Source organism: Streptomyces sp. G-G2, from assembly GCF_030063135.1.
GTDB lineage: Bacteria > Actinomycetota > Actinomycetes > Streptomycetales > Streptomycetaceae > Streptomyces.
The window spans coordinates 102,396-123,218 of the sequence record NZ_JASISO010000018.1 but is presented as its reverse complement, the minus strand read 5'-3'; the positions used below and the strand labels follow the sequence as shown (position 1 = coordinate 123,218).

Sequence of the window (20,823 nt, the reverse complement as noted above, 5' to 3'; positions counted from 1 at the left end):
GGCCGGGCCCGGAAGTCCCGGGCCCCGCCGGCGCTCGCCCGTGTATGCGGCACCCTCCCCTGTCTCGATCCGGATCTGCGATTCCGCGTCAGAGAGCAGTCAGGGTGGGAATGTTCGGCTGATCGAACGGACGTACCGCGGGGTGGTGAGCCGTGGTGCCCACCCCTGCGGGCTGGCGGACCATGTCCTCGTACGCACGCAGCCAGGCGGACTGGAGGCGTACGAGATCGTCAGGGAAGCGGCTGGACGTAATCCATTAATTCAATCAGGCGTTCGACTTCCGGCGCTCCTGATGGTCCCCCGCGCAGACACTGCGGGCCGCACAAAGCGGCTGTCACGGCCGGTCCCAGACGGCATCGAACCGTCCAATGGCCTGCCGGAGTTCGCGGGCGCTTCGAGGGGACAAGGCTCGCGTCACGGTGTCGAGCAGAGCCCGGGCCTCCAGAGGATTGCCGCAGCAGTCCCAGTACGGGTTGCCCCACTCGTCGTCGTCCCACAGCTGGCGCTCGGGACGGTGGACGTAGTCCTTCCACAGGCGCACAGCCGCGCTGACGTCTCCCGGCCGGAGATAGTTGCGGGTGCGTTCGAGATCGAAGACCTCGGACTGTGCGCGTGAGGACAAGCCGTCGATGACTGCCCTGGCCCCGTGGGTCCCGTGGCGGGAAGCGCCAGTTCGGATGTGCCCTGGCCGTCTACGCGGCATGGACCTTTCGGTTCGTCGTCATGCCGTACATGGTGCCACGATCCCGAACGGCGTCTCCAACGATTTCCCGCGCCTGGGGATTCACCAGACGTACGACCGGCCTCCGCCCGGCCGGGGGCTCCTGCCGGAGCGCACGGGACCACTACGGACCATCGATGGCGTTCTGTCGCCCCGACAGGGGCGGCCGCCAGCTCGACACCACTTCGGTCCCTACCGGGAAGGTGCAGTTCAGAGCGTCGTGCTCTGCCTACGACGACCTCGTGGTCACGGACGCGGCCCGGCTCGACGTCGACCCGCCCCGTAGCCGTGTGCCCTGATGCCCGCCTGGCTCGCAAGCGAGCCAGGCTCAGGCAAGGGCCAGAGGTGACACCCAGCCCCGCACGCGCAGTTTGTGACACACCGTCGGTACCGCTGCACGAGAGCGCTGTGCAACTGCTCCAGAGCGATCAGCACGTCCGGGTCTACTGGCGGTGCGCCGTCTGACGGGAGCTGCCGGCACAGCCGCCGCATCGATGCGCTCGCAATCACGCGTGAAGTCCGAGACTCGGAGGAAACGCCGAACGCGTCCCGGTTGCCTCCCACGGCTTGGCACTGGTGTGTGAAGGCGTCCGGCTCGGACTGCCAGGCGATCACTCGCCGTAGGCCGGCTCACGGCTGTTCCTCATCGCTTCGCGACGCGCGCGAGCGCCCATGGCGTGGTTGATGCGAATCTGAACGTCAATGAGGCTTTCCCCACGGCACGGGCCCTCGCCGTCGCAAGCGGCATCTGGGACGGACCCTCTCGGCCTGCTGCTGATCGCCATGGTCACCGCCGCGATTGCCCCGGACACCGCGCCAGCGTCCGTCCACTGTCCCGGATCGCCCACAGCTCGCCCGCGGCCCGCAAGGCGTGGGTGAACGCCGACCACCGCACCGCTGGCATCGGCCACGACGCCCGCTTGGGCATCGACGTCCACCCTGCCTTGAGGCCCCTGGGAGCCCATGGTCCACGGTGATTCCGCGGAGTTGGACCATCGAGGGGGCGACCGGCTCATGCACCGGTGCAGCCCGGCCCGCTACTACCAAACCCACCCGCACCGCTCGGAAGCCGTGATCGCCATGGCCGAGCTCATGGCCCGCCGCCCGACCGGCGAGAGTTCTCCGGTCCGGCGTGGCAGCCGACCCTGGAATCACACACGATCCAGGCAGCGGAACACTCGGACCACTCGGTCAGCAGCAGTTGGGGAAGTCCCAAGGCCACCAGCCCGCCCCGAGGGCGGGGCGCGTCTTGCCCACGAAGGCGCCGTTGCTGTTGCGGAGGTAGATGTTCGTTCGGAATCCGCTCTGCTCCTGCGAGTCGGTCACCCTGATATCGCTCGCGGCGCTGGCAGAACCGAAGGGATCGGGCTTGCCCATGGACACCCAGCCGGACCACTTCTTGCTGACGGTCCAACGCGTCCACACCGCATAGTCGAGGCCGACCAAGAACTGTTCCTTCTCGCCGTTCGGAAGCGCATGGTTCTTCACGCCGTAATCACATATGTACTGGCCGCCTCCCCCCGCACTGCAGGTGTCGGCCGCCTGAGCTGGTGCGACGGCCACGACCAGTCCTGCCATGGTGGCGACGGCGACGACAACAGCCTTGAACTTCTTCAACGTAAGCACCCTACTCTCTCGATGTAATCCGCTCAATCCGGGCCTTACAGCCAGGATATGACATACCGCCAGCTTACCGGTCGCAGGTGGACAGCACGTACGCGTATGCAGGTCGCGCCTGACACCTGTACGTCATGGAGCGTGCGTTCTGGGACGTGGACGGCGTCTCCACGGACATCTGCCGCCTGTGGCGCCGAGCGGCTGCCCCCGACCGGAAAACCGGCGCACCATCAGCTTCGCCGAGACAATGCGGTTTCCTTCCTGGATCCTCCCCGAGGGACGACGTGGGCTGCTGGCCGTCCAGTGTCAGCCCTGGCCCTGACGTCCCGCTGACGCTTCACTAACGTTGCGCTGACGTGTCCCTGCGGTAGGCCGGTGGTACGCGCTATCCGGAGGGTGGGGGCCTGACCGCTGAGCATCGGGCGTTTCGTGAGGGGATCCAGCTACAGCCCGGCGAGCGGTTCACGGTGTGGCGGCTGTTGAAACGGCACGGCTGGTCCGGGCAGGCGCTTGCCCGCAGAGCACTCGAAGGAGACGAACACGCGGTAGAGCTGTGGAAGCGGAAGGTGTGGAAGCAGCAGGTGTGGCCGGAAATAAAAGCCTGCGGCGCCCCACGGGGCTGGATGGTCTTCGAGGACGAGGCCGGATTCTCCATGACGCCCCCCCGCGCCCGAGGTCCCCCACACCGGTGAGTCACCAAACCACTCACCACCCACTGGGCCGCATTGACCGGTGACTCACGACGCCGAACCCCACCGAACCCCACCGAACGCGATCGAGCAGCCGTCAGCGTTTCGTGCGATGCGCCGACCGGTCGGCGCCGAGGAGATTGACCGGCGGTCAGGGGGTTAGCACCACCTCACAGCAGGTGGCTGGCAGGATTCCGGGCGCAGGCCCTGACCGAAAATACTGGGCTCACAGAGCAGTTGTCGCCCACCGGCCCGGCAGGAGCCTTTCGTGTACGAGCACACGCATGCAGCAGACGGATCACGTTCGCCCAGGAGGAGGGTTGGCGGCAGGCCCGGGGCGCCGAGGTTGCGGGTCACCGCTGTCGGGGCGGTCGCGACGGCGATGCTGACCGCCGGATTCGCCCTGCCCGCGTCGGCGGCGGGCGCCGAGGACGCCGGTCAGGCCTCGACCGCGCGCAGCGGCCACCAGGCCACGCAGGCGGCCTTGGACGGGGTGGTCCAGGGCGGACCGCCCGGTGCGATCGCGCTCGCCCAGCGGGGGCACGACGTCTGGGCAGGCCATGCGGGCACTGCCGATATGGCAACAGGCCGACAGCCGCGGGCCGATGACCGATTCCGGGCGGGATCGATCACCAAGACGTTCGTAGCCACCGTCGTCCTCCAGCTCGAAGCCGATGACAGGCTGAACCTGGACGACACCGTCGACCACTGGCTGCCGGGCGTGGTGCGGGGCAACGGCCACGACGGAACGAAGATCACTTTGCGCCAGCTCCTCAACCACACCAGCGGCATCTACAGCTACACCGACGACGAGGACTTCAAACGCAAGGAGTTCAGCACCGACTTCCTCCAGCACCGCTACGACACCTATACGCCGCAGCAGATCGTCGAACTCGCCATGACCCACCAGCCGGCCTTCGACCCCGGCACAGGGTGGAGCTACTCCGATACCAACTACGTCCTCGCCGCGATGGTGATCCAGAAAGCCACCGGCCACTCGTACGCCCGCGAGATCGAGCGGCGGATCCTGCGCCCCCTGCACATGGACTCCACCACACTGCCGGGCACCTGGGCCCGCGTGCCAGGCCCCAGTGGACGCGCCTACTCAAAGCTGACCGGGGAACTCGCGGGGCCCGCAGAACCGAACAGCCCTACGTACGACGTCACCGAGCTCAACCCCTCCCTCGCAGGCGCCGCCGGGGAAATGGTCTCCAACACCCGTGATCTCAATCGGTTCTACCAGGCCCTGCTCTCCGGTCGGCTCCTCCATAGGCGTCAGCTGGCGGAGATGACCACGACCGAGCTGATCAAGGAGATGCCGGCCGTCTCCTACGGCCTGGGCCTGATGAAGATCAAGCTGACCTGCGGCATCGAGGTATGGGGGCACAACGGCGGCATCCAGGGCTCCATCTCGCAGACCATGGCGACCACGGACGGCGGGCACGTGCTGTCATTGAACTTCAATGGCGACTGGAACGTCCACGAACAGCGAGTCGTCGAAGCCGAATTCTGCGGCACATGAGTGACGGGATCGCGACGGTTCCCCAGTCGCGGGCGAGGCGTCGACGATCCTCAACGTAGTCCGCCGGAAGCGCCCCGACCCCAAAGACACCTTTAAGCACTGACCCGCACGCCATCCCGGGCCGGGACCACTCTGCGGTCCCGGCCCTGATGCATGGCCGTGCGCAGCCGGCTCGGTCAGGCGGCGGCGGGGTGGGGGTGGCGCAGTTCCGCCTGCCCGAAGAGGAGGGCATATCCGCCGGGGAGCTGGCGCAGGATCCGGGCGAGGAGGTCGGGGCCGGCCAGGCGGGTGACGACGGCGAGTACGGCGCCGGTGTCCCAGCGGGCGATGGCAGGGGTGGCTCCGGTGCGGGCCGCGAGGTCCTTGATGAAGCCCCAGCCGGTGAGCTGTTCGGTGGCGGGGATCTGGGCGGTCAGGGGCAGGGCGGCTTCGACGGGCAGGCAGTGGGCGAGGTCGACGCGTTCGTCGCCGGTGAGCTGGCGGCCGAGGGCGGACAGGACGTTGTGGACGGCTTCTGCGGCGCGTTCGCGGGTGGGGTAGGCGCCTTCGTAGCGCACACGTTCCAGCATCTGGTCGAACGTCATGACCGTCTGGGACGGGTTCGTTCGAGGCTGGTCGTACATGGCTGAGGATGCCTTTCTCTGTGAAGGGCCGGTGGTGGTCAGGCGGGCTGGGGGTGGCCGAAGAGGAGGTCGTAGCCGGGCGGGAGCTGGAGGAGGACCTCGCGGGTGAGGACGTCGCCCGCTGCGGCGGCGGCGGTGGAAAGGACCGCGCCGATGTCCCAGAGCGCCGTCGTCTCGGTGGCGCCCTCGATCCAGGCCGCCGTCGCACGGACGAAGCGCTCCGGGGAGAGCGGTTCCGTCGCCTGCAGCGGGTTGAGGAGGATCAGGGCGTAGGTCTCGGGGAGCCGGGCGGCGAGTTCCGCGCGCACGTTTCCCACCAGATGGGCGCCCAGCAGGGCCAGGACGACGCGGGCCACGCGGTCGGTCTCTTCCACGGTTTCGTACTCGCCGCGTTCCTGGACGTTGGCCAGGAACGGCTCTCTGCGCATCGACATCACGTCACCTCCGGGAAGGAGTGAGGGGCCGAGGGGGGCGGAGGACGGGGTGCCGGAGGGAAACGGATCCCCGCCCTCCACCGCGGGTGGGGCTGGCTCAGCCGGAGATCTGCTTGGGCCCGGCCTCGCCGCGGATGCTGATCTTGCGGGGCTTGGCGCGTTCGGCGATCGGGATGCGCAGGGTCAGGACACCTGCGTCGTAGTCGGCCTGGATGCGCTCGGTGTCCAGGGTGTCGGCCAGGACGATCTGCCGGGAGAAGACACCCAGGGGCCGCTCGGAGAGCTCGACCTTCACGGAGTCGGCCTTGGCGGCCGGGCGGCGTTCAGCCTTCACGGTCAGCATGTTCCGCTCGACGTCGATGTCGATCGCCTCGGTGCTCACTCCGGGGAGGTCGAAGGCGATCACGTAGTCGTCGCCCTCGCGGTAGGCGTCCATCGGCATCGCGGACGGCTTCGACCACGTACCCGACGATCCGGAGAGCTGCTGGACGATCCGGTCCACCTCGCGGAACGGGTCAGTGCGCATCAACATCGCGAAACACCTCCACTTGGCTCAGGCAGAAACTGCCAATGCGCTTCAACGTGCATCCGTTGTAACATGTCATTGAAACGATGACAAGCAGGGAGTCATCTGGAGGATGACAGAGCCACGGAGAGCCCCATGAACGAAACCGCACCACCCGCACGGCAGGTCCCCTTCCCCGCCGCCGCCACGGCGCTCAAGGCCATCGAGCAGGCAGTGCTGGACGCCCGACGGCCCTGCGCGGGAACACAAACCTCCGACACGACGCCCATGCTGGACGCGGGCCCGGATCCGGCTCTGGCCGCGCTACTGATGCTGCGCGAGGTCCGCGAGGAGCTCGGGGGCTGGGAGAGCGGTCTGATCGAGACGGCCCGCGGGAGGGGTGCGAGCTGGGCGGAGCTCGCCGGTCCCCTCGGGGTCGCCAGCCGCCAGGCCGCAGAACGCCGCTACCTGCGACTGCGCCCCGGAACCCCCGGCTCCACCGGCGAAGAGCGTGTCCAGGCCACCCGCGACACCCGCGCCGCCGACCGCACCATCACCGCCTGGGCCCGCGACAACGCCGCCGACCTCCGCCGCCTCGCCGGACAGATCACCGCCCTCACCGACCTGCCCGCCAGTTCCCAAAACGCGGTCAGCGATCTCAACCGGGCCCTCGCCGACAACGACCCCGCCCGCCTCGTGCACCCCCTGAGCGCCACCCGGGCTCACCTGCGGCCCCAGGACGCCGACCTCGCCGAACGCATCGACACCCTGGCCCGGCACACCGACCAGCTCCGCCAGAACACCCACGACCAGCGGAGCACGTAAGAGGTCGTAACGATCCAGGCCATCGTGGACGAGGTGAGCGGTTGACGGCGGGGTCGGCCACGCCAGCGGGCCCAGTCTCCCGGTTGTGGAGACCGGGCCCGTCCGCGTACCCGCCGGGTGGAGCTACTTGGCCTGGAGGGCTCCGCGGTCGATGAGGCTCTGGATAGAGGACGGCCAGTCACACTCCAGACTTGCGGCGATTACGCCCGGGCAGTTGCCAGCCGGGCCCGCACCTCTTGAACGGGCCAGGTCGAGGAGGTCATGAACTGCTGGAGCTGCTGGTGGTCGGTCCCGAGACGCTCGGCCATCGGCTGCATCGACCTACGCCGACCGTCAGGTAGCCGGCCCGTGGAAGCGGCGGGCGCGGTACTGCTCCTCGCATTGCTCCGCGACCCGCCGCAGGTTCGCCGCGACCGGGTCCTCCTGGTCCGCTGTTCCACGCGGCTCCTGGCCACGCCTGTCCCGCTGGTAGCGCTGCCCTCCCGAGACGGCCCTCTCCTGCAACTGCTCCACCGACCACCACAACCTCGTATAGGGTGCGGCGCTGTACACGGCGATTCCCAGGGTCCGCCACTGTTGGGGCGTGTAGCTCTTGACCCGCGCGCTCTTCTCCAACTCGCGCAGCAGGCCGAGCACCGCCTCCACGGAGGCCGACGGCGCGACGCCGCCGCGCCCGGTCCGCTCATCGACCCGCGCGGCGACCTCCTCCGCGGTCGAAGGACGCCCCAGCCACCCCACGGCCTCCAGCACCTCCTCCTCGCCCGGTACGTACGTCCGCCCCTCGTCTCCACTCGTCCCCACCGGCATCTCCCCCACTCGCTCAAGCGACTTCTTCCCAACATGACGATCACGTCGAGCCAGCGCTCGCTGCGACCGCCGACCACTATGTGCCCCGCTCCGGCCACCTCCACGCACTGCGCCCCGAACCGGGCGCAGAATCCCCCAACGACGTCCTCGCGCATCACGTCGCTGCTCCCGCCACGCACGAGCAGGATCGGTACTCGACTATGAGATCCGCGGCTACGGCCTCGTACCCGAGGTGGAGGTCTCCGAGGCCTAGCTAGTGTCGCGTCAGGAAACGTTCGCCCCGTCGCGACGACCGGCACCCACTCTCGCCGCACCGGCCGAAAGCCCACCTACGTCCAGTACAAGGGCTTCCGGCCGGCACGCCGAGAGCACGCACCGAACGCCGCTCCTCAACGGGCAAACACTGCCTGACGCGGCACTGGAGCGCGTCTCTTTGATCGCTTGGTCAGTTGATCTGACGCGTCCTGGGAGATCCGTGCCCTCGGACATCGCCTCTACGGCACAGGCAGTGCTGGACGGCGTCGCCTCGGCAAGGGGGCAAGCTACGGCCGGTCACCGGCGGATGGTCGTGGATGAGCCGGGTCTCTTGACGGCTTGGCCGACGATGACGGTCTCCGCGCTGGTGACGCCGAGACCGCCCAGGTCTTGGGTGATGAACTGGTAGAGGCTTTCGAGCCCTTGGAGCCAGACAGCGACGTACAGGTTGAACGGTCCGGTGGTGGCGAGCGCCCCGTGCACGGCGGGGTGGGCTGCCAGCACCCGCCCGACGGAGTCGAGCCGGTCCGGGGAGACCTGCATCATGACGTTCGCATCGATCAGGAGCCCGAGCCGTTTCGGGTCGACGGCGACGTGGGTGAGCAGTCGGCCTCCCGCGGTCAGTCGTGCGATACGGCGCCGGACGGTGGAGTCCGGGTATCCCGTGCGGGCGGCCACGGCCGCCGCCGGGGTCCGTGCGTCGTCGCGGAGTGCCGCGAGGACGGCGAGATCGACCTCGTCGGGCTCGGCGCCGGGGGCGGGGTCCTGGTGGGCGGGGGTGAGCGCGGCCCGTTCGGCTTCGCTCAGCACGTCGTGGCGCCAGTCAGCGGCTTCGGAGAAGACGTGGAGCACGGTGGAGGCCGTCACCGAGGTGACCGCCTGGGTGGTGGGTAGTTGCCGGAACACCAAGGGGTCACGGGAGCCGGGCTGGGTCCATGAGACGGCGTGGATCTCATCCCCCGAAGCGGACAGGTCGATGAAGGGGATGTCGTCACGGGCGGCCAGCGCGGCGGCGATGACGTCGAGCTTGCCCTTCAGCACCCGGATCCTGAGCAGGAGCGCGCCTGTCGAATCGGGCCTCACCGGTTGGGCGACGACGCGGATCGTGCCGTCCGCGGCGAGCGTGCGCCACCGGCGGTGGATCGTTCGGGCACTGATGCCGAGGGCTTCACCGGCTCTTTCCGCGGTGAGCCGCCCGTCACATTGCAGCGCCGCGATCAGCCGTTGATCACGCTCATCAAGTACCAAATTCGCCATGTCTGCCGCCATGACCAGCATTATCACTCACGAACTGATTCAGGAGAGGAGCGATCAGGCATGGCTCGCGCAGCCTTGAAGAGCGAACCCCTTCAAACGGACACCCTCAGGAGCCGGACATGCCGTACGCGAACCTTCTCCCCCCCATGGCCACCGCCGCGCAGGCGGTCGGAGCACTCCTCACCAGGACCGCCAGGCCCACCCCCGTCACCACACTGGACGAGCTGCGCACGGTGTACGGGCGTTGGAGGCTCCGGCCGTCACGATCATGCGCGGCCATCTGGAAGCACTGCGCCCCGGAACGCCGTGGGCAGACGAACTGGACAACCTCGCCCCCTACCGGATTCCGACGAAGTGTGGGTCGTCGACGTGATCGACGGCGCGGTCCAGTTCATGCAGGACCTACCGCAGTTCTGCGTCAGCGTCGCCCTGGTCCGCCACGGCGAACCGGTGGCGGCCGTCCTGCACGCGCCCCTCCTGGACGAGACCTACCTGGCCGCCGCCGGACACGGTGCGACCCGCAACGGCAAGCAGGTCACTCCATCGGCCAAGACCGCCCTTGCCGTAACGGTCGTCGCCACCAGCCGGCCCCCGTTCATCGCACGGCAGCCGGAAGCCGCGGCCCGAGCCGGCCACTCGCTGAGCGTCGTACTGCCCGTGGTCGGCGCCGTGTGCGACCTGGGCCCCACCTCGTGGCAGATCGCCGACACCGCGGCCGGCCGCCTCGACGCCTTCTGGCAATACGGCCACGACGACACCAACCTCCTGCCCGGCGCCCTCGTGGCCCGCGAGGCAGGCGCCCTCGTCACCGACACCCACGGCCGGCCCTGGCGACCCGGAGCCGACAGCTTCCTCGCCGCACCACCCGCCCTGCACAGCACGCTGCTCGGCCTACTGGCCAACACCGAATGACCACACCCGAGCCACGGCCCACCACTACGCTCAGCTCCGTCGACTCACCCATGCGGCCAGAACCTACGACGACGAAGAGCGACATCCCCACCGGTCGGACACGGGGAGCTCCAACCGGCCGCTGTCAGTGGTGCCGTTCGAGTATATGGGCGCAGGCCGTTCGGCCCTCTCCGCGTTCTCGAAAAACCGCTACGCCTCTCTACACGGCGGCAGCCGGAAACCGGTTGCCGTCCCGCCCCGTTCAGAATTCGCCTCCTGCGGGTGAGGGCGGTCCCCCTTGGGGATCCTGTCCTGGGAAGACGTGGGCGGCTGCCGATCTGTGGAGCAGCCGGTTTCCGACTGCATCACGGCAACCACCCCGCCGCATCAGCACGTACCCGAAAAATCCGGCCCTCACCAGGAACAGGGCAAGGAAGGCGGAGACGGGTGTGGGGCCCGTACCGAGACGGTACGGGCCCCACACCACGCCTTGACGGGCAGACGCTACGTCTACCAGCGGTACCAGCGGCCACTACCGCCCTTCGGACGGGCCACGAACCCGACCAGCCACAGGACCAGTACCGCGATCGCAACCCACCACAGGATCTTCAGCGCGAAACCCGCACCGAAGAGAAGCAGGACCAGCAGAAGAACAAGAAGCAGGGGAACCATAGTTATCAACCTCCGAAACGACGTCTGCCCTGGCTACCCCCACCCATGCACATGAAATTTATTTGTTTCTTATCTGTGCAGGCGGGAAACCGCACTGGCCGCCCGCGCGGAGCGTTTCGGGACCAGTCGCCCAACCGAGCACGTTTGCCTCTCCCGGATCGGGTCAGACGTAGTGCCGTAAGCGTCTTCCACTGTTTGGAGTGATGACCGTGTCCGGTGAAGAAAAGGCCAAGGCCAAGGGCGAGCAGGCCAAGGGGAAGGGCAAGGAAGCCGCCGGACGCCTCGTCGGCAACGAACGCCTCACCGCCGAGGGCCGCGCCGAACAGGCCAAGGGCGACGCCCGCCAGGCCAAGGAAAAGATCAAGGACGTCGTCAAGGACTGAACCCCGCACCACTCTCATGGCTGTGCGGAGGCTCCGGACCCGGTGGGGGTCCGGAGCCTCCGCACAGCCATGAAGGCTCGCACGGTTCAGCCGGGGAGTGCGAGGCGGAAGGTGGTGTGTCCAGGGCGGCTGGTGATCGTGGCGGTTCCGCCATGAGCGGTGATGACGGCGTGGACGATGGCCAGGCCCAGCCCGGTGCTTCCCGTGCTGCGGGAGCGGGCGTGGTCGGCGCGGACGAAACGGCCGAAGACTTCGGATTGGAGTTCGTCGGGGATGCCGGGACCGTTGTCACTCACGTCCACACAGACGGTGGTCTGTTCCGTAGTGAGGGAGATGGTCACGTCGGTGCCCGGCGGGGTGTGGGTCCGGGCGTTGGCGAGGAGGTTGCCGATCGCCTGTTGGAGGCGGTGGGCGTCGCCGGTGACGGTGACCGGTTCTTCGGGGAGGTCGAGGAGCCAGTGGTGGCCGGGGCTGGCGGCGCGGGCGTCGTCCGTCGCGTTCAGGATCAGCAGGGTCAGGTCGACCGGTTCGTGTTCGAGGGACCGTCCGGCGTCCAGGCGTGCGAGGAGGAGCAGGTCGTCGACGAGGCGGGTCATCCGTTGCGACTCGCTGCCGATGCGTTCCAGTGCGTGACGGACTTCGGCGGGGACGGGGCCGTGGTGGCGCAGGGCGAGTTCGGCGTGGCCGCGGATGTTGGCGACGGGAGTGCGCAGTTCGTGGCTGGCGTCGGCGGCGAAGTGACGGAGTCTCTCCTCGCTCGCGTGACGCCGGGTCAGGGCGTCTTCGACGTGGCCGAGCATGTGGTTGAGGGCGGTGCCGACCTGGCCCACCTCGGTACGGGGGTCGGTGTCGGGGAGCGGTCCGGGCATGGCGACCTCGCCGCTGGCCAGCGGCAGTCCGGCGACCTCCGCCGCACGGGCGGTGACCTTCTGGAGGGGGCGCAGGGACACCCGCACCCACACGGCCCCCGCGATGCCGGTGGCCACGAGGGCGGCGCCGAACAGCGCCGCTTCGACCGCTTCGAGGCGGTGAACTGTCTCTTCCACCGGGTGCAGGGGCAGGCCCGTGATCATGGTGTCCTGGTCGTCGCCCCGGACAGCCGTGACGCGGTACTTCCCCAGAACGGAGAGGCGGATGCTGTGCCCCTCTCCGTCCACGGGGATTCCCCTCAGGGTGCGGCGGTCCCCGGGGGTGAGCCGGAGCGGGCGGGCGGTGGCGGCGTCGACGACGGCGGCCTGGGTGACGGTGTCGTCCAGGAGACGTGCGCCGAAGGTGGATTCGGCCTGGCCCCGGGTGTCGGGGAGGTTGTCGGCGTCGGGCTTGGCCTCGTGTTCCAGGCTGGCCGCGAACCGGCCGCCGGACGCGGAGAGCTGCTCGTCCAGGCGCCCCATCAGGAAGCCCCGCAGAGCAAGGGCGGTGGTGATTCCGACGGCGAGACAGGCGAGGGCGAGCAGGGCGACGAGTCCGACGGTGAGCTGGCCGCGCAGAGTGCGGGGCGGCGGGCGCCTCACGAGGCTTCCGGCTTGAGGATGTAGCCGACACCGCGCACGGTGTGGATCATGGGGGTACGTCCGGTGTCGATCTTCTTGCGCAGGTAGCTGATGTAGAGCTCGACGATGTGGGCACGTCCGCCGAAGTCGTAGGCCCAGACACGGTCCAGGATCTGGTCCTAGGACAGGACCCGGCGCGGGTTGCGCATGAGGAAGCGCAGGAGTTCGGACTCGGTCCGGGACAGCTCGACGGTGGCCCCGTCGCGCCGGACCTCCCGGGCTTCCTCATCCATCGTGAGGTCCCCGACGGTGAGCCGGTTCGTGCCGGGTCCGGCAGTCATGCCGGCCCGCCGGAGCAGCCCGCGCAGCCGGGCCAGGACTTCCTCCAGGCTGTAGGGCTTGGTCACGTAGTCGTCGCCGCCCGCAGTGATCCCGGCGATGCGGTCCTCGACCGCGTCGCGGGCGGTCAGGAACAGGACACACACCTTGGGCATCTCACGTCTGAGGGCCCGCAGGACCTGGAGCCCGTCCAGGTCGGGCAGCATCCAGTCCAGAACCACCGCGTCGGGCCGGAAAGCACGGGCCGTCGCCAGCGCGGCCGCACCGTCGCCTGCGGTGCGCACCTGCCAGCCCTCGCCGGTGATGACCCCGGCCAGGACGTCGGTGACATCGGGTTCGTCGTCGACGACGAGGATCCTTACGGGGTCTCCGTCCGGGTGGCGCAGAAGCGATGTCGTACGCGGCTCGTCCATGATTCCTTCAGCATCCCCCAGCGCAGGCGACGGCAGGGATGAGGCATGCCTCTGAGTTTCCTCTGAATCGGAGCTGAGAGCGGTCGGCGGCGCTGTTTCAGAAGGTACGAAGAGGCTGGGCTGTGAGGCTGGCCGCCCATCGCCGGAGCATGCGCTACTTCCGGAGGAGCCCCATGACCACCACGTTCACGACCACGACGTATGCGACCACGACGTATGCGACCACGACGTATGCGAGCCGCGGGATGCGCCACCGACGCCCGCGCCGCAGCCTTGAAGTTGAGTCCTCCGCGCATCGGTGACTGCGAGGAGCCGCCCGGAGGGCAGGCAGCCGGAGGACGGCTACGGACAACAGTCGAGATCGCTTCCCAGTTCGCCGGTGAGCGTCCCGAAGGAGTCCCGGTCCGGGGGCCTGCCCGTCTCGGCCGTGATCGACGAGGCGAAACGGGCCTTCGAACGCCTGATTGTTGCCCGTGACACGGTGGTGGAGGTGCTTTCCGAGCGGGCCGCGGCGTGCCGCTCAGCGCACCGGGATGATGTCGGGGGCGCCGAGCCGCACCGCGTCGGCCGTCCGGTCGTCCGGCTGCTGCTGCGCCTCGCGTTCGGCCGCCACCCGCTTCAGGTAGTAGGTGACCTCGCGCTCCTGGTGAGCCCGGTCCCAGCCCAGAGCAGGCGCCATGAGCTCGGCGACGGTACGCGCGGCGTCCACGCCGCGGTCCCAGGACTCGATCGAGATCCGGGTGCGGCGGGCGAGCACGTCCTCCAGATGGCGGGCTCCTTCATGAGTCACCGCGTAGACGGCCTCGACCCGCAGATAGTCGTCCGAGCTCGGCAACGGCTCACCGAGGGAAGGGGCGGCCGCGACCATGTCGAGCAGTTCTCCCACCAGGGAGCCGTAACGGTTCAACAGGTGCTCGATGCGGGCGGCATGGAGCCCCGAGCGTTCGGCGAGCCGGTGCCGGGAGTTCCACAGGGCCGGATAGCCGTCGGCGCCGAGCAGCGGGACGCTCTGCGTGACGCAGGGAGCCACCTTCTCGTCCAGGCCGCGGACCGCCTCGTCGACCGCGTCCTTGGCCATCACCCGGTAGGTCGTGTACTTGCCTCCCGCGACCACGACGAGGCCGGGGACCGGGTGGGCGACCAGGTGTTCCCGGGACAGCTTGCTCGTCTCCGCGGCCTCGCCGGAGAGCAGGGGACGCAGGCCCGCGTACACGCCCTCGACGTCCTCCGCGGCCAGCGGCCTGGTCAGCACCCGGTTGACGTGTTCCAGCAGGTAGGCAACGTCCTTGGAGCTGAGGGCGGGATGAGCCTTGTCCAGAGTCCAGTCGGTGTCGGTGGTTCCGATGATCCAGTGCCGCCCCCAGGGGATGACGAACAGCACGCTCTTCTCGGTGCGCAGGATCAGCCCGGTACGGGAGTTGATCCGGTCGCGCGGCACGAGCAGGTGCACGCCTTTGGATGCGCGGACGTGGAACTGGCCGCGGGTGCCGGCCATGGCCTGGGTGTCGTCGGTCCACACACCGGTCGCGTTGATGACCTGCTTGGCCCGTACCTCGGTCTCGTCGCCCGTCTCCAGGTCGGTGACCACGGCTCCCACCACCCGCTCCCCCTGACGCAGGAAGCGGCTGACCCGGGTCCGGCTGGCGGCGAGGGCCCCGTAGGCGGCTGCGGTGCGGGCGAGGAACATCGTGTGCCGGGCGTCGTCCACCTGGGCGTCCCAGTACTGGATCGCGCCGACGAGGGCGTCGGAGCGCAGGGCGGGCGCCTCGCGCAGGGCTTGGCGCTTGAGCAGGTGGCGGTGGTGGGGCAGGCCGCTGGAGGTGCCCGAGGCCGCGGCCATGATGTCGTAGAGCAGCACGCCGGCGCCGACGTACGGACGCTCCCGGACCCGGTGTCGCAACGGGTACAGGAACGGCACCGGATGCACGAGATGCGGGGCCAGGAACTGGAGCAGCAGGCCGCGCTCCTTGAGCGCTTCGGCGACCAGCCGGAAGTCCAGCATTTCCAGGTAGCGCAGGCCTCCGTGAATCAGCTTGCTGGAGCGGCTGGAAGTCCCCGAGGCCCAGTCCCGGGCCTCCACGAGGCCGACGCTCAAGCCCCGGGTGGCCGCGTCGAGAGCCGCCCCGGCGCCCACTACTCCGCCACCGACGACGAGGACGTCCAGTTCGCCCTCGCCCAGCGCCTTGAGGGCCCGCGCCCGCGCCTCGGGAGAGAGAGCCACTGGATTCACCATCGGTCTCCTCCTCGTGCTGCGGTGGCCCGCGCTGGGGCCGGGGCGCCCTCGGCGGGCAGCCCCGGCCGCGAGCCGGGTCTATTCGACCTTGACCCATTCCAGCGTGCGCTCCACCGCCTTCTTCCAGCCCGCGTACCCTTCCGCGCGCTGTTCCTCGGACCAGGCGGGCTCCCAGCGCTTGGACTCCTGCCAGTGGGTGCGCAGTTCGTCGGTGTCCCGCCAGAAGCCCGTGGCCAGACCGGCTGCGTACGCGGCACCGAGCGCCGTGGTCTCGGCGACGACCGGGCGGCTGACCGGTACGCCGAGGATGTCGGCCTGGATCTGCATGCACAGGTCGTTGGCCGTCACACCGCCGTCGACCTTCAGCACGTCCAGATGGACGCCGGAGTCCTGCTCCATGGCCTCCACCACGTCGCGGCTCTGGTAGCAGATGGCTTCCAGAGTGGCCCGCGCCAGGTGGCCGTTGGTGTTGTACCGGGCGAGGCCGACGATCGCGCCGCGGGCGTCGGAGCGCCAATACGGGGCGAACAGGCCCGAGAAGGCGGGGACGAAGTAGATGCCGCCGTTGTCCTCGACGGTGGCGGCCAGACGCTCGCTCTCGGCGGCATCACTGATGATCTTCATCTGGTCGCGCAGCCACTGCACGGCGGACCCGGTGACCGCGATGGAGCCTTCCAGGGCGTAGATGGCCGGGCTGTCGCCGAACTGGTACGCCACGGTGGTGAGCAGGCCGTGCTGTGAACGGACCAATTCCGTGCCGGTGTTGAGCACCAGGAAGTTGCCGGTGCCGTAGGTGTTCTTGGCTTCGCCGGGCGCGTAGCAGACCTGCCCGACGGTGGCCGCCTGCTGGTCGCCGAGCACGGCGGTGATGGGGATGGCGGCGCGCAGCGGCCGGGAGGTACGGGTCGTGCCGAACGCCTCCCGGTGCGAGGACGGGTTGATGGTGGGCAGCATGGCCCGGGGGATGTTGAAGAAGCCCAGCAACTCGTCGTCCCAGTCCAGGGTTTCCAGGTTCATCAGCATCGTGCGACTGGCGTTGGTGACGTCGGTGGCGTGGACACCGCCGTCCGGGCCGCCGGTGAGGTTCCACAGCACCCAGCAGTCCGTGTTGCCGAAGATGGCATGGCCCTGCTCCGCCGCTTCGCGGACGCCGTCGACGTTCTCCACGATCCATTGGATCTTGCCGCCGGAGAAGTATGTGGCCGGTGGCAGCCCCGCCTTGCGGCGGATGACGTCGCCCTGGCCCGAGCGCTCCAAGGCGGCGGCGATGGAGTCGGTGCGGGTGTCCTGCCAGACGATGGCGTTGTAGTAGGGACGGCCGTTGCGGGGGTCCCAGACCACGCTCGTCTCGCGCTGGTTGGTGATGCCGATCGCCGCCAGGTCCTCCGGCCTCAGGTTCCCGTGCCGAAGGGCGTTCTGTACCACCGAGTTGGTGCGTTCCCAGATCTCCACCGGGTCGTGCTCGACCCACCCCGGGCGTGGAAGGATCTGGGCGTGCTCCAGTTGGTGCTTCGCCACTTCGTTACCGTCGTGGTCGAAGACCATGAAACGGGTGCTGGTGGTTCCCTGGTCCACCGCACCGACGAAGTCCGCCATGGGGATGCCGCCTCTCCTGTGAGGTGGGACTGGATTACGGCCCTACGCAGCCACGGCATTACGGCCGGCCCTACGCAGCCACGGTCGGGCCCCGGGGCAGAGCCAGGTCACCCCTCCGGGACCGGCATACGTCCGGGGGGCTCCGGCTCGGCAGTCGGCAGGAACCGGCCGATGAAGAACTTGTACAGACCCGCTCCGAGCAGACCGCCGATCAACGGTCCGACGATCGGAACCCAGAAGTAGAAGTGCCCGTATTGATCTCGCCACGCTCCGCGATATCCCGTAAGGAAGCTGGCGAGCCGAGGAGCGAAGTCACGGGCGGGGTTGATCGCGTAGCCGGCGTTGGTGCCCCAGGCCATGCCGATCGCCACGACGACCAGGCCGATGATGAACGGGGCCAGGTTGGCGCCGGGGGGCGTGTTGAGCAGGTCGGTGATGGCCAGGATCAGCAGCAGCAGGATCGCGGTGCCGATGACCTGGTCACGCAGCGCACCCCATTCGGTGACCGGCAGATTCGGATTGCCGTTGGCCGGCAGCGTGGAGAAGACGCCTTGGGTCTTGATGCTGTGGCCGGGGTCGGCCTTCGCCAGCGCCTCGCTGTAGTTCCAGCGCACCAATAGGGCCGCCACGAAGGCGCCGGCCGTCTGGGCCAGCACGTAGGGCGCCACCTTGCTCCACGGGAAACCTTTGAAGGCCGCCAAGGCCACAGTCACCGCGGGGTTCAGATGGGCACCGCTCAGCCTTGCGGCGACGTACACGCCGAGGGTGACGCCGAGGCCCCACGCCCACGCGATGCTGTCGTGGTTTCCGAGGCCGCCCGGAGGAGTCGTGAGCGCACCGCCCGCGACCACTTGGGCCACCACACCGACACCGAAGAGGATGAGAATCATGGTCCCGGCGAATTCGGCCGACAGTTCGCCGATCAACCCCGACCTTTTCAGACGCTCAGTCATGGAAGCCCGCTTCCCACCGGCCCAGGACCGGCCGCCGACTGCCCGAACCCTCCTGATATCAGCATAGGACGCTCCAAGGTCCCTCGCACACTCGCGGAGAGTGGCTCCCGGCCGTCACACTTGACTCAGGACGGACCGGCTTTCAGCGGACGGAGAGCGTCGGCACCGGGAACCGGCTACCCCTCCCCTGACCTGCGAAAACCCTACTCAGAGGCTCACCTGTCAACTTTACCGGGAGATTGCCATGAGGATGCTGATCAACAGCCCGGAGACGGTCGTCGCCGATGCGCTGCGGGGACTGGCCGCGGCCCATCCCGAGCTGGATGTAGACGTGGATCGGCGGATCGTCGTACGACGGGACGCGCGGGACGGCGGGCGGGTCGGGCTGGTGTCCGGGGGCGGTTCGGGCCACGAGCCCCTGCATGCCGGTTTCGTGGGACCCGGGATGCTGTCGGCGGCGTGTCCCGGTGAGGTGTTCACCTCACCGGTTCCCGATCAGATGCAGCGGGCTGCGACGGCCGTGAACGGCGGACAGGGGGTGCTGTTCATCGTCAAGAACTACACCGGGGACGTACTGAACTTCGACATGGCCGCCGAGCTCGCCGAGGAGGACGGCCTGAGGGTCGAGAAGGTGCTGGTCAACGACGACGTCGCCGTGACCGACAGCCTGTACACCGCCGGGCGGCGGGGCACCGGGGCCACCCTCTTCGTCGAGAAGATAGCCGGGGCGGCCGCGGAGGAGGGCGCGCCGCTGGACCGGGTGGCGACGCTCGCGCGGCGGGTGAACGCGTCCTCGCGGAGCTTCGGGGTGGCGCTGAGCGCGTGCACGACACCGGCCAAGGGGAGCCCCACCTTCGACCTGCCCGACGGCGAACTGGAGCTGGGGATCGGCATCCACGGCGAGCCGGGCCGGGAGCGGCGTCCGATGATGCCCTCGCGGGAGATCGCGGAGATCGCGGTGGGCGCCGTACTGGAGGACATGGCGCAGCTGGGCGGCCCGGCGGACGGGCCGGTGCTGGTGCTGGTCAACGGGATGGGGGCGACGCCGCTGCTGGAGCTGTACGGATTCCACGCGGAGGTGGCCCTGATACTGGGCGAGCGTGGCGTGCCGGTGGCGCGGACGCTGGTGGGGAACTACGTCACCTCGCTCGACATGGCGGGGTGTTCGGTGACACTGTGCCGGGCCGACGAGGAGTTGCTGCGGCTGTGGGACGCGCCCGTGCAGACCGCGGCGCTCCGCTGGGGCCGCTGACGGTAGGGACTGGGATGCTCTGATGCAAGGAGAACCGGTGCGTGACGCAGATTTCTTCCGGCGCTGGATGATGGCCGCCGCGGCCGTGGTGGAACGGGAGGCGGATCGGCTGACCGAGCTCGACTCGCCCATCGGGGACGCCGACCACGGGAGCAATCTGCGCCGCGGTTTCACGGCGGTACGGGCGGCCCTGGAGGCGGAGACTCCGGCCGCGCCGGGAGCAGTGCTCCAGCTGGCCGGGCGGACGCTGATCTCGACGGTCGGCGGGGCGTCCGGACCGCTGTACGGGACGCTGCTGCGGCGGACGGGCAAGGAGCTCGGGGAGGCCACGGAGGTCTCCGACGGGGAGCTGCGTGCGGCGCTGTACGCCGGGGTCGGCGCGGTGGCTCAGCTCGGCGGGGCGGCGCCGGGCGACAAGACGATGCTGGACGCGCTGGTCCCGGGGGTGGCGGCGCTGAGCACGTCGTACCGCGCGGCGGCGGACGCGGCGGAGAACGGAGCGGAGGCGACGGTACCGATGCAGGCCCGCAAGGGCCGGGCCAGCTACCTGGGCGAGCGGAGCATCGGCCATCAGGACCCGGGGGCGACGTCATCGGCGCTGCTGTTGGGGGCGCTGGCGGACACGGCGGACCCGGTCTCGTAAGCAGCGGGGTCGGGATCGTCCTGGTGTCGCACAGCGCGGAGGTCGCCGAATCGGTGACAGAACTGGCGCGGGGCCTGGCGGCGGGTGGCTCGGTGGCCTTTCTCGTGACTCGACGCGAAGAGCGACCCCCGGTGGAGGAAGAGGACTCGTCGGTGGCGTGCTCCGGCGCTATGTGATCCCAGCGGGCCGCGTGATACGCAATACGGGGCAATGAAGACAGCACATGCCAGGGCGAACGGGCTGCGGGCAGCGCGTGCCGTCCGCCGGCTGCGCCTGACCCGAAGGGGTGGCCCGCAGCCCCTCACCGGCTCCCGACCCTCATGTGGGCCGACGGGCCACCACGGGGTACGTGGGATCCTGCTGACCGCCGGAGGCCAGCATTCTGACCTCGCCCTGGTCACTGATCTCCGCCCGGATGATCCCGGTCTCGTCCGCGTACACAGGATGACCACCCGGTCCCGCCTGCGGGGTACGCGAAACGAGGACCTTGTCCTCGGTCCGTCCCCCGTTCCCGCCGCTCCGGAACACCAGCTCATACCGGTCCTCGTCCACCACACCTCCCGATCCGTGCCGCCGTCGGCCGTCCCTCCATGGAAAGGCGTCGTGCCCGGCTCGTCCACGCCACTGCGGCGATTGGCCCACCGGGACGCGGCGCCGACGCTCAGCCTGCCGCCGCCGTCCGTGTCGAGGGACCGGAAGGCTG

General features: G+C 69.3%; 19 protein-coding genes and 3 pseudogenes. 7 read left to right on the top strand and 15 right to left on the bottom strand.

The window, feature by feature from the left end:
• Positions 1-334: 334 nt before the first annotated feature.
• A complete protein-coding gene (locus tag QMF80_RS16705; RefSeq protein WP_283453968.1) occupies positions 335-622 on the bottom strand; it encodes a hypothetical protein in 288 nt (95 codons plus the stop codon).
• 1,290 nt (positions 623-1,912) lie between these two features.
• Complete coding sequence (locus QMF80_RS16700) at positions 1,913-2,347, bottom strand: PLL family lectin (protein ID WP_283453966.1); 435 nt, start codon at positions 2,345-2,347, stop codon at positions 1,913-1,915.
• A gap of 428 nt (positions 2,348-2,775) precedes the next feature.
• Between QMF80_RS16700 and QMF80_RS16695 the strand changes: the two are divergent.
• A pseudogene (locus QMF80_RS16695) lies at positions 2,776-3,012 on the top strand (winged helix-turn-helix domain-containing protein); the annotation flags it as partial.
• A gap of 397 nt (positions 3,013-3,409) precedes the next feature.
• On the top strand, positions 3,410-4,549 hold the full coding sequence (locus tag QMF80_RS16690; RefSeq protein ID WP_502962866.1) for a serine hydrolase domain-containing protein: 1,140 nt from the start codon (positions 3,410-3,412) through the stop codon (positions 4,547-4,549).
• Between the two features lie 176 nt (positions 4,550-4,725).
• On the opposite strand, the gene QMF80_RS16685 is transcribed toward QMF80_RS16690, so the two are convergent.
• The 3 genes from QMF80_RS16685 to QMF80_RS16675 all read right to left on the bottom strand — a co-directional run bounded on the left by QMF80_RS16685 (position 4,726) and on the right by QMF80_RS16675 (position 6,138).
• Positions 4,726-5,172 (bottom strand): DUF2267 domain-containing protein, encoded by a 447-nt coding sequence (locus QMF80_RS16685; RefSeq protein WP_283453960.1) that lies wholly within the window; start codon positions 5,170-5,172, stop codon positions 4,726-4,728.
• Between the two features lie 38 nt (positions 5,173-5,210).
• Positions 5,211-5,606, bottom strand: coding sequence for a DUF2267 domain-containing protein (locus tag QMF80_RS16680; protein ID WP_283453958.1), 396 nt, complete (start codon positions 5,604-5,606; stop codon positions 5,211-5,213).
• A 97-nt stretch (positions 5,607-5,703) separates the two neighbouring features.
• Positions 5,704-6,138 carry an Hsp20/alpha crystallin family protein gene (locus QMF80_RS16675; protein ID WP_283453956.1) on the bottom strand — a complete coding sequence of 145 codons (435 nt, stop codon included), beginning with the start codon at positions 6,136-6,138 and terminating at the stop codon, positions 5,704-5,706.
• A 129-nt stretch (positions 6,139-6,267) separates the two neighbouring features.
• On the opposite strand from QMF80_RS16675, the gene QMF80_RS16670 reads away from it, so the two are divergent.
• Positions 6,268-6,936: an HSP18 transcriptional regulator gene (locus QMF80_RS16670; RefSeq protein WP_283453954.1), complete on the top strand. Its 669-nt coding sequence runs from the start codon at positions 6,268-6,270 to the stop codon at positions 6,934-6,936.
• A 203-nt stretch (positions 6,937-7,139) separates the two neighbouring features.
• Here QMF80_RS16670 and QMF80_RS38345 read toward each other — a convergent pair.
• The 3 genes and pseudogenes from QMF80_RS38345 to QMF80_RS16655 all read right to left on the bottom strand — a co-directional run.
• Positions 7,140-7,283, bottom strand: a pseudogene (locus QMF80_RS38345) (transposase); the annotation flags it as partial.
• Positions 7,270-7,737: a hypothetical protein gene (locus QMF80_RS16660; RefSeq protein WP_283453950.1), complete on the bottom strand. Its 468-nt coding sequence runs from the start codon at positions 7,735-7,737 to the stop codon at positions 7,270-7,272. The gene QMF80_RS16660 and the pseudogene QMF80_RS38345, both read right to left, overlap by 14 nt.
• Before the next feature lie 558 nt (positions 7,738-8,295).
• Complete coding sequence (locus tag QMF80_RS16655) at positions 8,296-9,255, bottom strand: Lrp/AsnC family transcriptional regulator (protein ID WP_283453948.1); 960 nt, start codon at positions 9,253-9,255, stop codon at positions 8,296-8,298.
• Between the two features lie 354 nt (positions 9,256-9,609).
• Between QMF80_RS16655 and QMF80_RS16650 the strand changes: the two genes are divergently transcribed.
• The gene (locus QMF80_RS16650; RefSeq protein ID WP_283453946.1) at positions 9,610-10,167 is read left to right on the top strand and encodes an inositol monophosphatase family protein; all 558 of its coding nucleotides are present in this window, start codon (positions 9,610-9,612) and stop codon (positions 10,165-10,167) included.
• A 489-nt stretch (positions 10,168-10,656) separates the two neighbouring features.
• Here the strand turns inward: QMF80_RS16650 and QMF80_RS16645 are convergent, their stop codons facing one another.
• On the bottom strand, positions 10,657-10,818 hold the full coding sequence (locus QMF80_RS16645) for a hydrophobic protein (RefSeq protein ID WP_283453945.1): 162 nt from the start codon (positions 10,816-10,818) through the stop codon (positions 10,657-10,659).
• A gap of 209 nt (positions 10,819-11,027) precedes the next feature.
• Here QMF80_RS16645 and QMF80_RS16640 point away from each other — a divergent pair, with 209 nt between their 5' ends.
• Complete coding sequence (locus QMF80_RS16640; RefSeq protein ID WP_283453943.1) at positions 11,028-11,201, top strand: CsbD family protein; 174 nt, start codon at positions 11,028-11,030, stop codon at positions 11,199-11,201.
• 86 nt (positions 11,202-11,287) lie between these two features.
• On the opposite strand, the gene QMF80_RS16635 is transcribed toward QMF80_RS16640, so the two are convergent.
• The 5 genes and pseudogenes from QMF80_RS16635 to QMF80_RS16615 form a co-directional block, all read right to left on the bottom strand.
• Positions 11,288-12,712, bottom strand: coding sequence for a sensor histidine kinase (locus QMF80_RS16635; RefSeq protein ID WP_283453941.1), 1,425 nt, complete (start codon positions 12,710-12,712; stop codon positions 11,288-11,290).
• Positions 12,709-13,443: pseudogene (locus tag QMF80_RS16630) on the bottom strand (response regulator transcription factor). Before QMF80_RS16630 ends, QMF80_RS16635 begins: the two are co-directional and overlap by 4 nt.
• 520 nt (positions 13,444-13,963) lie before the next feature.
• A complete protein-coding gene (locus QMF80_RS16625; RefSeq protein WP_283453940.1) occupies positions 13,964-15,676 on the bottom strand; it encodes a glycerol-3-phosphate dehydrogenase/oxidase in 1,713 nt (570 codons plus the stop codon).
• A gap of 78 nt (positions 15,677-15,754) precedes the next feature.
• Positions 15,755-17,272 (bottom strand): glycerol kinase GlpK, encoded by a 1,518-nt coding sequence (glpK, locus tag QMF80_RS16620; protein ID WP_283453938.1) that lies wholly within the window; start codon positions 17,270-17,272, stop codon positions 15,755-15,757.
• 107 nt (positions 17,273-17,379) lie between these two features.
• Positions 17,380-18,225 carry an MIP/aquaporin family protein gene (locus tag QMF80_RS16615; RefSeq protein ID WP_283453936.1) on the bottom strand — a complete coding sequence of 282 codons (846 nt, stop codon included), beginning with the start codon at positions 18,223-18,225 and terminating at the stop codon, positions 17,380-17,382.
• Between the two features lie 244 nt (positions 18,226-18,469).
• On the opposite strand from QMF80_RS16615, the gene dhaK reads away from it, so the two are divergent.
• Positions 18,470-19,477 (top strand): dihydroxyacetone kinase subunit DhaK, encoded by a 1,008-nt coding sequence (gene dhaK, locus QMF80_RS16610; RefSeq protein WP_283453934.1) that lies wholly within the window; start codon positions 18,470-18,472, stop codon positions 19,475-19,477.
• A 37-nt stretch (positions 19,478-19,514) separates the two neighbouring features.
• Positions 19,515-20,120, top strand: a complete 606-nt coding sequence (gene dhaL / locus QMF80_RS16605) for a dihydroxyacetone kinase subunit DhaL (RefSeq protein WP_283453932.1) — start codon at positions 19,515-19,517, stop codon at positions 20,118-20,120.
• A 318-nt stretch (positions 20,121-20,438) separates the two neighbouring features.
• Here dhaL and QMF80_RS16600 read toward each other — a convergent pair whose 3' ends face one another.
• Positions 20,439-20,672 (bottom strand): DUF6296 family protein, encoded by a 234-nt coding sequence (locus QMF80_RS16600; RefSeq protein ID WP_502962863.1) that lies wholly within the window; start codon positions 20,670-20,672, stop codon positions 20,439-20,441.
• Positions 20,673-20,823: the final 151 nt, after the last annotated feature.

Bases quoted from the DNA above. Each gene is read 5' to 3' on its own strand.
- QMF80_RS16690 (WP_502962866.1), top strand. From the start codon at position 3,410: ATGCTGACCGCCGGATTCGCCCTGCCCGCGTCGGCGGCGGGCGCCGAG.
- QMF80_RS16685 (WP_283453960.1), bottom strand. From the start codon at position 5,172: ATGTACGACCAGCCTCGAACGAACCCGTCCCAGACGGTCATGACGTTC.
- QMF80_RS16680 (WP_283453958.1), bottom strand. From the start codon at position 5,606: ATGTCGATGCGCAGAGAGCCGTTCCTGGCCAACGTCCAGGAACGCGGC.
- QMF80_RS16675 (WP_283453956.1), bottom strand. From the start codon at position 6,138: ATGTTGATGCGCACTGACCCGTTCCGCGAGGTGGACCGGATCGTCCAG.
- QMF80_RS16670 (WP_283453954.1), top strand. From the start codon at position 6,268: ATGAACGAAACCGCACCACCCGCACGGCAGGTCCCCTTCCCCGCCGCC.
- QMF80_RS16655 (WP_283453948.1), bottom strand. From the start codon at position 9,255: ATGGCGAATTTGGTACTTGATGAGCGTGATCAACGGCTGATCGCGGCG.
- QMF80_RS16645 (WP_283453945.1), bottom strand. From the start codon at position 10,818: ATGGTTCCCCTGCTTCTTGTTCTTCTGCTGGTCCTGCTTCTCTTCGGT.
- QMF80_RS16625 (WP_283453940.1), bottom strand. From the start codon at position 15,676: ATGGTGAATCCAGTGGCTCTCTCTCCCGAGGCGCGGGCGCGGGCCCTC.
- glpK (WP_283453938.1), bottom strand. From the start codon at position 17,272: ATGGCGGACTTCGTCGGTGCGGTGGACCAGGGAACCACCAGCACCCGT.
- QMF80_RS16615 (WP_283453936.1), bottom strand. From the start codon at position 18,225: ATGACTGAGCGTCTGAAAAGGTCGGGGTTGATCGGCGAACTGTCGGCC.
- dhaK (WP_283453934.1), top strand. From the start codon at position 18,470: ATGAGGATGCTGATCAACAGCCCGGAGACGGTCGTCGCCGATGCGCTG.